The sequence below is a fragment of the Pseudomonas sp. NPDC089743 genome, assembly GCF_044748785.1.
Classification (GTDB): Bacteria; Pseudomonadota; Gammaproteobacteria; order Pseudomonadales; family Pseudomonadaceae; genus Aquipseudomonas; species Aquipseudomonas putida_X.
Genome location: NZ_JBIVGS010000001.1, coordinates 597,689 through 610,179, shown reverse-complemented (window position 1 = coordinate 610,179; position 12,491 = coordinate 597,689). Strand labels below are relative to the sequence as shown.

The following is a 12,491-nucleotide window of genomic DNA, read 5'->3' as shown; positions in this document are numbered from 1 at the left end:
CACGTTCGAATGTCCTATAGCGCCACGTCGAGAAAGCCCGGCGCCTGGGCCAGGGCGAAGGGGCTGAAGATGGCCCAGTTGCGCTCACGCGGGAAATGCCCCTGAACGAACCGTGCAGCGGCGCGGATCAGCGGCTGGGGGGGCGAAAGCTCCAAGGTATCCAGGGCAAAATGCTGCAGGCCGAGCACTTCGTCCACCAGCAGGCCGACGAACAGGTCTTCATGGTCCAGCACCAGCACGCGACGCTGCTTGCCCGGTGCCGCAGGGCCAAGGCCGAAAAAGCTGCTCAGGTCCATCACCGGCAACAACCTGCCGCGCAGGTTGGCTACCCCGCACACCCAAGGCTGTACGCCCGGCACCCGACTGCTGCGCGGCTCGCGCGTCACTTCGGCCACCTCGCCCATCGGCGCGACGAACCACTGCCCGGCAATGCGAAAGCCGATACCGCTCCATTGCTGCAGACGCATGTCCTGGGGCGGCTGGTCGGCCACCAGCAGGCGGCAGCGCCGGTCTATGTCCAGCAACAGCTCGAAGGCGGTCAGCGACGCGCCTTGGGGGCGGGTGGTCAAGCGCCCAGCACTTCGTTGAGCTTGGCGATCAGGGCATGTTCTTCCACCGGCTTGGTGACGAAGCCGCGCGCGCCCTGGCGCTGCGCCCAGATACGGTCGGTTTCCTGGTCCTTGGTGGTAACGATGAGCACGGGAATGGCGCAGGTTTCCGGGTCCTTGGTCAATTGCCGGGTGGCCTGGAAGCCGTTCATGCCAGGCATGACGATGTCCATCAGCACCGCGTCGGGCTTTTCCTGGCGGGCCAGGGCCACAGCGTCAGCGCCGTTGTTGGCCTTGAGCACTTGGTGGCCATGCTTTTCCAGCCACTCGGTCAACCTGTACATCTCTGTCGGCGAATCGTCGACAATCAGAACTCGGGCCATGCTGTTTCCCCATCAGGAAAATAAAGGCCACACCGCCTCGGGCGTGGTCAGGGTGCGTGTTGTTCGTGCGCCGCGAACCCGGGCACGTGGGCCCTGATCGCGTCGAGCAGCTCTTCTTTGCTGAATGGCTTGGTCAGGAACTGGTCGGAGCCGACCACCCGCCCGCGCGCCTTGTCGAACAGGCCATCGCGCGACGACAGCAGGATCACCGGGATGTCCTTGAAGGCGCTGTTGTGCTTGATCACGGCGCAGGTCTGGTAGCCATCCAGGCGCGGCATGAGCACGTCGACGAAGATGATCTGCGGCTGGTGGTCGATGATCTTGGCCAGGGCATCGAAACCGTCGCTGGCGGTGATCACCTCGCAGCCTGCTTCACCGAGCAACATCTGCGCGGTGCGGCGGATCGTGCGTGAATCGTCGATCACCATCACCTTCAGGGGTTGTTCCATAGATGCCTACCAGAAGAAATTGAGCTGCAAGGTGCAAGCGTCAAGCGGCAAGAAAAGCTGCACCGGCACAAGGCCAGGTTTTTCTTGAGGCTTGTAGCTTAAGGCTTGCAGCTCATTTTTAGCACACTCCGGGTGGCCATTCCATCCACCGCACCCCTTGACCCGCGGCGTTGGCGGCGCCACCCTGAGCCACTTTTCTTTCGATTCGTTGCGGCTACCGGCCGCCAAGAGGAACCACCCCCATGAGCGTTCGCCTCGGCATTGTCATGGACCCAATCGCGTCCATCTCCTACAAGAAGGACAGCTCGCTGGCCATGCTGCTGGCCGCCCAGGCCCGTGGCTGGAGCCTGTTCTACATGGAACAGCGCGACCTGTACCAGGCCGAAGGCAAGGCCCGCGCGCGGATGCGCCCACTCACCGTGTTCGCCGACCCTGAGCGCTGGTTCGAGCTGGACGAGGAGCAGGACAGCCCGCTGGCCGAACTGGACGTGATCCTGATGCGCAAGGACCCGCCGTTCGACATGGAATTCGTCTACAGCACCTACCTGCTGGAGCAGGCCGAAGCCGAAGGCGTGCTGGTGGTCAACCGCCCGCAGAGCCTGCGCGACTGTAACGAAAAACTGTTCGCCACCCTGTTCCCGCAGTGCACGCCGCCAACCCTGGTCAGCCGCCGCCCGGACATCATTCGTGCCTTCGCCGCCCAGCATGGCGATGTGATTCTCAAGCCCCTGGACGGCATGGGTGGCACCTCGATCTTCCGCCACCGGGCGGGTGACCCCAACCTGTCGGTCATTCTCGAAACCCTGACCGCGCTCGGCGCCCAGCAAATCATGGCCCAGGCCTACCTGCCGGCTATCAAGGACGGCGACAAGCGGATCCTGATGATCGACGGCGAACCGGTCGACTACTGCCTGGCGCGCATCCCGGCCAGCGGTGAGACACGCGGCAACCTGGCCGCTGGCGGGCGTGGCGAAGCACGCCCGCTGAGCGAACGTGACCGCTGGATTGCCGCCCAGGTCGGCCCGACCCTGCGTGCGAAAGGCCTGCTGTTCGTCGGCCTTGACGTGATCGGCGACTACCTCACCGAGATCAACGTCACCAGCCCGACCTGCATCCGCGAGATCGACGCGGCCTACAACACCGACATCGGTGGCAAGCTGATGGATGCCATTGATCGCCAGTTGAAGGCGCGCTGACCGCCGACGCGGAGCAAAGGCGCAGAGTGGGGTATGATGCGCAGCCGCAAGCTTCAAGCTGCAAGCCGCAATAAGACGTTGGCCTGCACCAGTCTGCTGTTACTTGCAGCTTGCGGCTTGTAGCTTGAAGCTGACTGTGGATACCTGATGACGCTGCCCGCCGACATCCCCTCCGACCTGCTTCCACCGCGCGTTCGCCCGGTGGACCGGCTTGGTTTTACCCTGTTCCTGGCTGCCTTGGTGCACCTGGCGCTGATCCTCGGCGTGGGCTTTACCGTGGTCAAGCCGGCTGAAATCCGCCAGACCATGGACATCACCCTGGCCACCTTCAAAAGCGAGAAGCCGCCCGAGAAGGCCGATTTCCAGGCCCAGGCCAACCAGCAAGGCAGCGGCACCCTGGAGAAGAAGGCGGTGCCCACCACCACCGAGATCGCGCCGTTCCAGGACAGCAAGATCAACAAGGTCACCCCGCCGCCGGCGGCTAAGCCTGAGGTGAAACCGCCGCCTGTACCGCAAAAGTCCGCGGTGGCCACCCAAGCGCCCAAGGCGCAGAAGGTCGAGCCCAAGCCGAAGGAAAGCAAGCCGCAGCCCAAACCGGCAGCTACGCCGGATTTTGACAGTTCGCAGTTGTCGAGCCAGATCGCCAGCCTTGAGGCGGAGCTGTCCAACGAGCAGCAGATGTACGCCAAGCGCCCGCGCATCCACCGCCTGAACGCTGCCTCGACCATGCGCGACAAGGGTGCCTGGTACAAGGAGGAGTGGCGCAAGAAGGTCGAGCGGGTGGGCAACCTCAATTACCCCGACGAAGCACGCCGCCAGCAGATCTACGGCAACCTGCGGATGATGGTGTCGATCAACCGCGATGGGTCGTTGTATGAAGTGCTGGTATTGGAGTCGTCCGGCCAGCCAGTACTGGACCAGGCCGCGCAGCGCATCGTGCGGCTGGCAGCGCCATTTGCGCCGTTTACCGGAGACCTGGCGGAATACGACAGGCTGGAAATCATCCGCACCTGGCGGTTCGCCCGTGGCGACAGGCTTTCCAGCAATTGAGCTGCAAGTTACAAGCTGCAAGCTACAAGAAAAGGCCGATCGGTGAGCACCCTGCTTTTTCTTGCAGCTTGTAGCTTGTAGCTTGTAGCTTGTAGCTTGTAGCTTGCAGCTCGAATGCCTTGTCAGCCTCGCCACCTGGCGCCACACTATCCCTCATGAAAACCCTCGCCCCGAGCTACCTCAAGCATCAGTTCCTGATCGCCATGCCGCACATGGCCGATCCGAACTTCGCCCAGACCCTCACGTATATCGTCGAGCACAACGCCAATGGCGCCATGGGCCTGGTGGTCAATCGACCTCAGGAGCTGAACCTGGCGGACATTCTCGAGCAGTTGCGCCCGGACGAGGAACCGCCGGCCAGCACCCTGCAGGTGCCGATCTACCAAGGTGGCCCGGTGCAGACCGACCGCGGTTTCGTACTGCACAGCAGCGAATGCAGCTACCAGGCCACTGTCGAACTGCAGGGGCTGTCGCTGTCCACCTCGCAGGATGTGCTGTTCGCCATCGCCGAAGGTGTTGGGCCGGAAAAGAGCCTGATCACCCTGGGCTATGCCGGCTGGGAAGCGGGGCAACTGGAGGCGGAGCTCGCCGACAACGCCTGGCTCAACTGCCCGTTCGACCCGGACATCATCTTTGGCCTGGGCAGTGAACAGCGCCTGGCTGCCGCAGCCGCCAGCCTGGGCATCAACCTCAGCTTGCTGACCAGCCAGGCGGGGCACGCCTGATGGCCGAGCTGCGCCTGCTGCTGGGCTTCGACTACGGCAGCAAACAGATTGGCGTGGCCGTCGGCCAGGTAGTGACCGGTCAGGCACGTGAGCTGTGCACGCTCAAGGCGCAAAATGGCGTACCGGACTGGGCCCAGGTGGAAAAACTGATCAATGAGTGGAAGCCCGATGCTATCGTCGTCGGCCTGCCATTGAACATGGACGGCACGCCAAGCGAAATGAGCGCCCGCGCCGAAAAGTTCGCCCGTCGCCTCAACGGCCGCTTCAACCTGCCAGTGCACACCCACGATGAACGCCTCACCACCTTCGAGGCCAAGGGTGAGCGCATGGCCCGCGGCGGCCAGCGCGGCAGCTACCGTGACAACCCGGTCGATGCCATCGCCGCGGCCCTGCTGCTGCAAGGCTGGCTGGAGGCCAACACCTAATTTTCCGCTTTGCCGTCGGGCCAACCCGGCGCCCTCCTGGAGACACGCAATGAGCCTACCCAATCCCGCCGACCTGATCCGGCAGATGGCTGTCGACCTTCGCGCCCATCTCGCCCGCCGCAGCATCACCGAGCCGCGCTACATCGGTATCCGCACCGGCGGCGTCTGGGTAGCCCAGGCCCTGCAGCAGGAGCTGGCCGATACCAGCCCACTGGGCACCCTGGACGTGTCCTTCTACCGCGACGACTTCAGCCAGAACGGCCTGCACCCGCAAGTGCGCCCGTCCGAGCTGCCGTTCGAGGTCGAAGGCCAGCACCTGGTGCTGATCGACGACGTGCTGATGAGCGGCCGCACCATCCGCGCCGCGCTCAACGAACTGTTCGATTACGGCCGCCCGGCCAGCGTGACCCTGGTCTGCCTGCTTGACCTGGATGCTGGCGAACTGCCAATCCGCCCCAACGTGCTGGGCGCCACCCTGTCGCTGGCGGCCCATGAACGGGTAAAATTGACCGGCCCCACACCGCTCGCACTCGAGCGCCAGGACCTCGCCACCGCTTCCGCCCTTTAAGAGTCCACCCGCGATGACGCCAATCGACGCCAAGCGCCCGCTGCAGCTCAATGATCAGGGCCAGCTGCGCCACTTCCTCTCGCTCGACGGTTTGCCCCGCGAACTGCTCACCGAGATCCTCGACACCGCTGACTCGTTCCTCGAAGTCGGCGCACGGGCTGTCAAGAAAGTCCCGTTGCTGCGCGGCAAGACCGTGTGCAACGTGTTCTTCGAAAACTCGACCCGCACCCGCACCACCTTCGAACTGGCCGCCCAGCGCCTGTCGGCCGACGTGATCAGCCTGAATGTGTCGACCTCCTCGACCAGCAAGGGCGAAACCCTGTTCGATACCCTGCGCAACCTCGAAGCCATGGCCGCCGACATGTTCGTCGTGCGCCACTCCGACTCCGGTGCCGCGCACTTCATCGCCGAGCATGTATGCCCGGATGTCGCGGTCATCAATGGCGGTGACGGCCGCCATGCGCACCCGACCCAAGGCATGCTCGACATGCTGACCATCCGCCGCCACAAAGGCAGCTTCGAGAACCTGTCCGTGGCGATCGTCGGCGATATCCTGCACTCGCGTGTAGCCCGCTCCGACATGCTCGCGCTCAAGGCCCTGGGTTGCCCGGATATCCGCGTGATCGGCCCGAAAACCCTGATCCCGATCGGTATCGAGCAGTACGGCGTGAAGGTCTACACCGACCTCACCGAAGGCCTGAAGGACGTCGACGTGGTGATCATGCTGCGCCTGCAGCGTGAGCGCATGGCTGGCGGCCTGCTGCCCAGCGAGGGTGAGTTCTACCGCCTGTTCGGCCTGACCACCGCGCGCCTCGCCGGCGCCAAGCCGGATGCCATCGTCATGCACCCGGGGCCGATCAACCGCGGCGTGGAGATCGAGTCGGCAGTGGCTGATGGTAAACATTCGGTGATCCTCAACCAGGTCACCTACGGCATCGCCGTGCGCATGGCGGTGCTGTCCATGGCCATGAGCGGGCAGAACACGCAACGTCAACTCGACCAGGAGAACGCCCAGTGACCCTCAGCATTCTTGGCGCCCGGGTCATCGACCCCAAGAGTGGCCTGGACCACGTCACCGACCTGCACCTGGACGGTGGCCGAATTGCCGCCATCGGCGCGGCCCCGGCCGGCTTCAGTGCCAGCCGTACGATCCAGGCGGACGGCCTGATCGCCGCACCCGGCCTGGTCGACCTCGGCGTATCGCTGCGCGAGCCGGGCTACAGCCGCAAGGGCACCATCGCCAGTGAAACCCGCGCCGCCGTAGCCGGTGGTGTCACCAGCCTGTGCTGCCCGCCGCAGACCAAGCCGGTGCTCGATACCTCGGCAGTGGCCGAGCTGATCCTCGACCGCGCCCGTGAAGCCGGCAACAGCAAGGTCTACCCCATCGGCGCCCTGACCAAGGGCCTGGAAGGCGAGCAACTGGCCGAACTGGTCGCCCTGCGTGACACCGGTTGCGTCGCCTTCGGCAACGGCCTGAAAGAAATCCCCAACAACCGTACCCTGGCCCGCGCCCTGGAATACGCCGCCACCTTCGACCTGACCGTGGTCTTCCACTCCCAGGACCGCGACCTGGCACAAGGCGGCCTGGCCCATGAAGGCGCGATGGCCAGTTTCCTCGGCCTGCCCGGCATCCCGGAAACCGCCGAGACCGTGGCCCTGGCGCGCAATCTGCTGCTGGTGGAACAGGCCGGCGTACGTGCGCACTTCACACAGATCACCAGCGCCCGTGGCGCGCAGCTGATCGCCCAGGCCCAACAACTTGGCCTGCCGGTGACCGCCGATGTGGCGCTGTACCAGCTGATCCTCACCGACGAGTCGCTGCGCGAGTTCTCAAGCCTTTACCACGTGCAACCGCCACTGCGTAGCGCCGCCGACCGCGATGGCCTGCGCGAAGCGGTCAGATCGGGCGTGATCCAAGCCATCGCCAGCCATCACCAGCCCCACGAGCGCGATGCCAAGCTGGCCCCGTTCGGTGCTACAGAGCCAGGTATCAGCAGTGTCGAACTGCTGCTGCCACTGGCCATGACGCTGGTCGACGATGGCCTGCTCGACCTGCCGACCCTGCTCGCCCGTCTGAGCAGCGGCCCCGCGGCCGCCATGCGCCTGCCGGCAGGCGAACTGAAGGTGGGGGGTGCGGCAGACCTGGTGCTGTTCGATGCCAAGGCCTCGACGGTTGCCGGCGAGCAGTGGTACTCGCGCGGCGACAACTGCCCGTTCATCGGCCACTGCCTGCCCGGCGCGGTGCGTTACACCGTGGTCGACGGGCATGTCTGCCACGAGGGCTGAGCCCGCGTAGCAAGCCACAAGCTGCAAGCCACAAGAAAAGCAGGCCCGCCGGTTTTTCTTGCCGCTTGCAGCTTGCAGCTCGTCGCCAATGGTTGAAATCCTTCCCCCCACCCCCATATGAGTCTGCATCAGGCAATTTTGCCCCGCTGCGTGGAGACTCTCCCTTGACCACCATCGTTTCTGTCCGCCGTCACGGCAAAGTCGTCATGGGCGGCGACGGCCAAGTATCCCTCGGCAACACCGTCATGAAAGGCAACGCCAAAAAGGTACGTCGCCTGTACAACGGTGAGGTCATCGCCGGTTTCGCCGGCGCCACCGCCGACGCGTTCACCCTCTTCGAGCGCTTCGAAGCCCAACTGCAGAAACACTCTGGCCATTTGGTACGTGCCGCCGTCGAGCTGGCCAAGGAATGGCGTACCGACCGTTCCCTGAGCCGCCTGGAGGCCATGCTGGCCGTGGCCAACAAGGACGCATCGCTGATCATCACTGGCAACGGTGACGTGGTCGAGCCAGAAGACGGCCTGATCGCCATGGGCTCCGGCGGCGCCTACGCCCAGGCCGCAGCCCGTGCCCTGCTGAACAAGACTGACCTCTCGGCCCGCGAAATCGCCGAGACCGCACTGAACATCGCCGGTGACATTTGCGTGTTCACCAACCACAACCTGACCATCGAGGAGCAGGACCTGGCCGAGTGATCAGCTGTTCTGGCGCCCCATCCCGGTGACGGGGCTTTTCCACGCTGACTCATTCTGCTCGAGGACCATTTTCATCATGTCCATGACCCCCCGCGAGATCGTCCACGAACTCAACCGCCACATCATCGGCCAGGACGACGCAAAGCGCGCCGTGGCCATCGCCCTGCGCAACCGCTGGCGCCGTATGCAGCTGCCTGCCGAGCTGCGCGCCGAGGTGACGCCCAAGAACATCCTGATGATCGGCCCCACCGGCGTTGGCAAGACCGAAATTGCCCGTCGCCTGGCCAAGCTGGCCAACGCACCGTTCCTCAAGGTCGAAGCGACCAAGTTCACCGAGGTGGGCTATGTTGGCCGCGATGTCGAATCGATCATCCGCGACCTGGCTGACGCGGCCATGAAGATGCTGCGTGAGCAGGAGATCATCCGCGTGCGCCACCGCGCCGAAGATGCCGCTGAAGACCGCATTCTCGACGCCCTGCTGCCGCAGGCCCGGGTCACCAGCTTCAGCGAAGAAGCCGCGCAGACCAGCAGCGACTCCAATACCCGCCAGCTGTTCCGCAAGCGCCTGCGTGAAGGCCAGCTGGACGACAAGGAAATCGAAATCGAGGTGGCCGACGCTGTAGGCGTCGAAATCGCCGCGCCGCCCGGCATGGAAGAGATGACCAACCAGCTGCAGAGCCTGTTCGCCAACATGGGCAAGGGCAAGCGCAAGGCGCGCAAGCTCAAGGTCAAGGAAGCGTTGAAGATGGTTCGCGACGAAGAAGCGAGCCGTCTGGTCAACGATGATGACTTGAAGGCCAAGGCCCTGGAAGCGGTGGAGCAGCACGGCATCGTGTTCATCGACGAAATCGACAAGGTGGCCAAGCGTGGCAACGTCGGTGGTGCTGATGTGTCCCGTGAAGGCGTGCAGCGCGACCTGCTGCCGCTGATCGAAGGCTGCACCGTCAACACCAAGCTGGGCATGGTCAAGACCGACCACATTCTGTTCATCGCCTCTGGCGCGTTCCACCTGAGCAAGCCGAGCGACCTGGTCCCTGAACTGCAAGGCCGCCTGCCGATCCGTGTCGAGCTCAAGGCACTGACCCCGGAGGACTTCGAGCGCATCCTGCAAGAGCCGCACGCTTCGCTGACTGAACAGTACCGCGAGTTGCTCAAGACCGAGGGGCTGAACATCGAGTTCAAGGCCGACGGTATCAAGCGCCTGGCCGAGATCGCCTACCAGGTCAACGAGAAGACCGAAAACATTGGTGCCCGCCGCCTGCACACCCTGCTCGAGCGCCTGCTCGAAGAGCTGTCGTTCAGTGCTGGCGACCTGGCCAGCGCCCATGATGAAGCGCCGATCCAGATCGACGCAGCCTATGTGAACGGCCATCTGGGTGAGCTGGCGCAAAACGAAGACCTGTCGCGCTACATCCTCTAAGCGGCAAGCTTCAAGCCGCAAGCTGTAAGCTGCAAGCGACAAGCTGTTTGGCGTCGCTTGCAGCACTGCGTTCAGATGGTCTTTGCGGGGTGGCTCAACTATCACTTCTTGCAGCTTGAAGCTTGAAGCTTGAAGCTTGAAGCGACAAGCTGTTTGGCGTCGCTTGCGGCACTGCGTTCAGATGGTCCTTGTGGGGTGGCTCTACTATCACTTCTTGCAGCTTGCAGCTTGCAGCTTGCAGCTTGAAGCTTGAAGCTTGCAACTTGTCGCTCAGAAGAGATTCAGACCATGGCCCGCATGCCCACCGCCATCAACCTGCACAAAGCCTCCAGGACACTCAGCCTCACCTACGGCCCCGACGAGGTCTACCACCTGCCCGCCGAATTCCTGCGCGTGCACTCACCCTCCGCCGAGGTCCAGGGCCACGGCAACCCCATCCTGCAATTCGGCAAACTCAATGTCGGCCTCAGCGGCCTCGAGCCCGCTGGCCAATATGCACTGAAATTGACCTTCGACGACGGCCATGACAGCGGGCTGTTCACTTGGGAGTATCTGGAGCAACTGTGCCTGCGCCAGGAACAACTCTGGGCCGAGTACCTCGATGAACTGCACAAGGCCGGCAAATCCCGCGATCCTGCCGAAACAGTGGTCAAACTGATGCTCTAGCTCAAGCCTTCCACGGTTTAGAGCGCATTTTCTAATCTCATCTGCTTGAATGCCCTACAGACAGCTCATTCATGGGCTGTCTTGCGCATTACATGAAAGTCGGGTAACCAATGGAGCTGGCAAGTTCCCTGCATTGCTTTGAAGGCAGTCAGGGCATGGCTGGTATGTAGAGGTCGCGAGCGAAAGCAGGCTGTCTTCACACGCAGACTCCCCCGCAGCTCATCGCCGATAGCATCCGGCCCGCAGCACCGCTGTTCCTTATCACTGGTCACCCGAGTAGCAGTACCGGGCTGTCGACTGTGCATGCGCCACAGCAAACCGGTACTCGTCTCAGGACAACGGAGCGTCGTAGATGAGTAACAAGAACAACGATGAGTTGCAGCGGCAAGCCTCGGACAACACCCTGGGCCTGAACCCGGTCATCGGCATTCGCCGCAAAGACCTGCTGAGCTCTGCGCGTACCGTGCTGCGCCAGGCCGTGCGCCAGCCGCTGCACAGCGCCAAACACGTGGCACATTTCGGCCTGGAGCTGAAAAACGTGCTGCTGGGCAAGTCCAGCCTGGCCCCCGAAGGCGACGACCGCCGCTTCCAGGACCCGGCCTGGAGCAAGAACCCGCTGTACCGCCGCTACCTGCAAACCTATCTGGCCTGGCGCAAGGAGCTGCAGGACTGGATCGGCAGCAGCGACCTGTCGCCCCAGGACATCAGCCGCGGGCAATTCGTCATCAACCTGATGACCGAAGCCATGGCACCGACCAACACCCTGTCCAACCCGGCGGCGGTCAAACGGTTCTTCGAAACCGGCGGCAAGAGCCTGCTCGACGGCCTGTCCAACCTCGCCAAGGACGTGGTCAACAACGGCGGCATGCCCAGCCAGGTCAACATGGACGCCTTTGAAGTGGGCAAGAACCTCGGCACCAGCGAAGGCGCCGTGGTGTACCGCAATGACGTGCTGGAACTGATCCAGTACAGCCCCATCACCGAACAGGTGCACAGCCGCCCTTTGCTGGTGGTGCCGCCCCAGATCAACAAGTTCTACGTCTTCGACCTGAGCCCGGAAAAAAGCCTGGCGCGCTTCTGCCTGCGCTCGCATCAGCAGACCTTCATCATCAGCTGGCGCAACCCGACCAAAGCCCAGCGTGAGTGGGGCCTGTCGACCTACATCGACGCACTCAAGGAAGCGGTCGACGCGGTCCTGGCGATTACCGGCAGCAAGGACCTGAACATGCTCGGCGCCTGCTCCGGCGGCATCACCTGCACCGCGCTGGTCGGCCACTACGCCGCGCTGGGCGAGAAGAAGGTGAATGCGCTCACCCTGCTGGTCAGCGTGCTGGACACCACCCTGGATACCCAGGTCGCATTGTTCGTCGACGAGCAGACCCTCGAGTCGGCCAAGCGCCACTCCTACCAGGCCGGCGTGCTCGAAGGCAGCGACATGGCCAAGGTGTTCGCCTGGATGCGCCCCAACGACCTGATCTGGAACTACTGGGTCAACAATTACCTGCTCGGCAACGAGCCGCCGGTGTTCGACATCCTGTTCTGGAACAACGACACCACCCGCCTGCCCGCGGCCTTCCACGGCGACCTGATCGAGATGTTCAAGAACAACCCGCTGACCCGCGCCGATGCACTGGAAGTGTGCGGGACCGCCATCGACCTGAAAAAGGTCAAGTGCGACATCTTCAGCGTGGCCGGCACCGCCGACCACATTACCCCATGGCAGTCGTGCTACCGCTCGGCGCACCTGTTTGGCGGCAAGATCGAATTTGTCCTGTCCAACAGCGGCCACATCCAGAGCATCCTCAACCCGCCAGGCAACCCCAAGGCACGCTTCCTGACCGGTGTGGACCGCCCCGGGGACCCTTTGGCCTGGCAAGAGAACGCAGACAAACATGCCGACTCCTGGTGGCTGTATTGGCAGACATGGCTGAGCGAGCGCGCCGGCGAGCTGAAAAAGGCGCCGACCCGCCTGGGCAACCGTGCCTACGCCGCAGGTGAAGCCGCACCGGGAACTTACGTTCACGAACGTTGAGTTGTAACGCCGTGGCAGCCCACGGGCAGGCCACGGCGCTTCATTCAC

At 63.6% G+C, this 12,491-nt stretch carries 14 protein-coding genes; 11 read left to right on the top strand and 3 right to left on the bottom strand.

Annotated elements, in window-relative coordinates; translation table 11 throughout:
• Nucleotides 1-14: 14 nt before the first annotated feature.
• From ACIPZC_RS02855 to ACIPZC_RS02845, 3 genes are read right to left on the bottom strand one after another with little or no spacing between them, the layout of a single operon-like run.
• Entirely contained in the window at nt 15-569 is a 555-nt protein-coding gene (locus ACIPZC_RS02855; protein ID WP_241804069.1) for a chemotaxis protein CheW, read from the bottom strand.
• Nucleotides 566-931 carry a twitching motility response regulator PilH gene (gene pilH / locus ACIPZC_RS02850; RefSeq protein ID WP_400624696.1) on the bottom strand — a complete coding sequence of 122 codons (366 nt, stop codon included), beginning with the start codon at nt 929-931 and terminating at the stop codon, nt 566-568. The genes ACIPZC_RS02855 and pilH overlap by 4 nt, the downstream gene beginning before the upstream one ends.
• 47 nt (nt 932-978) lie before the next feature.
• Nucleotides 979-1,380, bottom strand: coding sequence for a PleD family two-component system response regulator (locus ACIPZC_RS02845; protein ID WP_241804071.1), 402 nt, complete (start codon nt 1,378-1,380; stop codon nt 979-981).
• A 242-nt stretch (nt 1,381-1,622) separates the two neighbouring features.
• Between ACIPZC_RS02845 and gshB the strand changes: the two genes are divergently transcribed.
• The 11 genes from gshB to phaC all read left to right on the top strand — a co-directional run bounded on the left by gshB (nt 1,623) and on the right by phaC (nt 12,443).
• The gene (gene gshB, locus ACIPZC_RS02840; protein ID WP_241804072.1) at nt 1,623-2,576 is read left to right on the top strand and encodes a glutathione synthase; all 954 of its coding nucleotides are present in this window, start codon (nt 1,623-1,625) and stop codon (nt 2,574-2,576) included.
• Nucleotides 2,577-2,723: 147 nt separating this feature from the next.
• Entirely contained in the window at nt 2,724-3,626 is a 903-nt protein-coding gene (locus ACIPZC_RS02835) for an energy transducer TonB (RefSeq protein WP_241804073.1), read from the top strand.
• 155 nt (nt 3,627-3,781) lie between these two features.
• Nucleotides 3,782-4,351: a YqgE/AlgH family protein gene (locus tag ACIPZC_RS02830; protein WP_241804074.1), complete on the top strand. Its 570-nt coding sequence runs from the start codon at nt 3,782-3,784 to the stop codon at nt 4,349-4,351.
• Entirely contained in the window at nt 4,351-4,776 is a 426-nt protein-coding gene (gene ruvX, locus ACIPZC_RS02825) for a Holliday junction resolvase RuvX (RefSeq protein ID WP_012312410.1), read from the top strand. The genes ACIPZC_RS02830 and ruvX overlap by 1 nt, the downstream gene beginning before the upstream one ends.
• 49 nt (nt 4,777-4,825) lie before the next feature.
• Nucleotides 4,826-5,344: a bifunctional pyr operon transcriptional regulator/uracil phosphoribosyltransferase PyrR gene (pyrR, locus tag ACIPZC_RS02820; protein WP_241804075.1), complete on the top strand. Its 519-nt coding sequence runs from the start codon at nt 4,826-4,828 to the stop codon at nt 5,342-5,344.
• Between the two features lie 13 nt (nt 5,345-5,357).
• The gene (locus ACIPZC_RS02815) at nt 5,358-6,362 is read left to right on the top strand and encodes an aspartate carbamoyltransferase catalytic subunit (RefSeq protein ID WP_012312408.1); all 1,005 of its coding nucleotides are present in this window, start codon (nt 5,358-5,360) and stop codon (nt 6,360-6,362) included.
• Nucleotides 6,359-7,630 (top strand): dihydroorotase, encoded by a 1,272-nt coding sequence (locus ACIPZC_RS02810; protein ID WP_241804077.1) that lies wholly within the window; start codon nt 6,359-6,361, stop codon nt 7,628-7,630. Before ACIPZC_RS02815 ends, ACIPZC_RS02810 begins: the two co-directional genes overlap by 4 nt.
• 164 nt (nt 7,631-7,794) lie before the next feature.
• A complete protein-coding gene (gene hslV / locus ACIPZC_RS02805) occupies nt 7,795-8,325 on the top strand; it encodes an ATP-dependent protease subunit HslV (protein ID WP_012312406.1) in 531 nt (176 codons plus the stop codon).
• 76 nt (nt 8,326-8,401) lie between these two features.
• Nucleotides 8,402-9,745 (top strand): ATP-dependent protease ATPase subunit HslU, encoded by a 1,344-nt coding sequence (gene hslU / locus ACIPZC_RS02800; protein ID WP_241804078.1) that lies wholly within the window; start codon nt 8,402-8,404, stop codon nt 9,743-9,745.
• 288 nt (nt 9,746-10,033) lie between these two features.
• On the top strand, nt 10,034-10,411 hold the full coding sequence (locus ACIPZC_RS02795; protein WP_267820491.1) for a DUF971 domain-containing protein: 378 nt from the start codon (nt 10,034-10,036) through the stop codon (nt 10,409-10,411).
• Between the two features lie 352 nt (nt 10,412-10,763).
• Nucleotides 10,764-12,443 (top strand): class II poly(R)-hydroxyalkanoic acid synthase, encoded by a 1,680-nt coding sequence (gene phaC / locus ACIPZC_RS02790; RefSeq protein WP_400624690.1) that lies wholly within the window; start codon nt 10,764-10,766, stop codon nt 12,441-12,443.
• Nucleotides 12,444-12,491 lie beyond the last annotated feature (48 nt).

Excerpts from the sequence above, each read along its gene's own strand:
- pilH (WP_400624696.1), bottom strand. The coding sequence starts at position 931 with ATGGCCCGAGTTCTGATTGTCGACGATTCGCCGACAGAGATGTACAGG.
- ACIPZC_RS02845 (WP_241804071.1), bottom strand. The coding sequence starts at position 1,380 with ATGGAACAACCCCTGAAGGTGATGGTGATCGACGATTCACGCACGATC.
- gshB (WP_241804072.1), top strand. The coding sequence starts at position 1,623 with ATGAGCGTTCGCCTCGGCATTGTCATGGACCCAATCGCGTCCATCTCC.
- ACIPZC_RS02835 (WP_241804073.1), top strand. The coding sequence starts at position 2,724 with ATGACGCTGCCCGCCGACATCCCCTCCGACCTGCTTCCACCGCGCGTT.
- ACIPZC_RS02830 (WP_241804074.1), top strand. The coding sequence starts at position 3,782 with ATGAAAACCCTCGCCCCGAGCTACCTCAAGCATCAGTTCCTGATCGCC.
- ruvX (WP_012312410.1), top strand. The coding sequence starts at position 4,351 with ATGGCCGAGCTGCGCCTGCTGCTGGGCTTCGACTACGGCAGCAAACAG.
- pyrR (WP_241804075.1), top strand. The coding sequence starts at position 4,826 with ATGAGCCTACCCAATCCCGCCGACCTGATCCGGCAGATGGCTGTCGAC.
- ACIPZC_RS02815 (WP_012312408.1), top strand. The coding sequence starts at position 5,358 with ATGACGCCAATCGACGCCAAGCGCCCGCTGCAGCTCAATGATCAGGGC.
- hslU (WP_241804078.1), top strand. The coding sequence starts at position 8,402 with ATGTCCATGACCCCCCGCGAGATCGTCCACGAACTCAACCGCCACATC.
- ACIPZC_RS02795 (WP_267820491.1), top strand. The coding sequence starts at position 10,034 with ATGGCCCGCATGCCCACCGCCATCAACCTGCACAAAGCCTCCAGGACA.
- phaC (WP_400624690.1), top strand. The coding sequence starts at position 10,764 with ATGAGTAACAAGAACAACGATGAGTTGCAGCGGCAAGCCTCGGACAAC.